The organism is Paenibacillus sp. 203, from assembly GCF_037027525.1.
In the GTDB taxonomy this organism is placed as follows: domain Bacteria; phylum Bacillota; class Bacilli; order Paenibacillales; family Paenibacillaceae; genus Paenibacillus; species Paenibacillus polymyxa_B.
Window position 1 is genome coordinate 1 of record NZ_JAXCHD010000093.1, and the last position, 252, is coordinate 252.

At 55.2% G+C, this 252-nt stretch carries 2 tRNA genes; both read right to left on the reverse strand.

What is annotated here, in order from left to right:
• Nucleotides 1-50 precede the first annotated feature (50 nt).
• Nucleotides 51-125: transfer RNA gene (locus tag WA407_RS26545), tRNA-Gly, on the reverse strand.
• A 10-nt stretch (nt 126-135) separates the two neighbouring features.
• Nucleotides 136-216: transfer RNA gene (locus tag WA407_RS26550), tRNA-Leu, on the reverse strand.
• Between the last annotated feature and the right edge of the window lie 36 nt (nt 217-252).

Below are 252 nucleotides of genomic sequence, written 5' to 3' on the forward strand. Positions count from 1 at the left end.
TTTTGATTCGTAGTCAAACGCTCTATCCAGCTGAGCTAAGGGCGCAAATATGGAGCGGACGACGGGAATCGAACCCGCGACCCTCGCCTTGGCAAGGCGATGCTCTACCGCTGAGCCACGTCCGCAAAAACAAGATGCGCGTGGAGGGACTTGAACCCCCACGTCAAAGACGCTAGATCCTAAGTCTAGTGCGTCTGCCAATTCCGCCACACGCGCATGTAATACAATGGTGAGCCATGAAGGACTCGAACC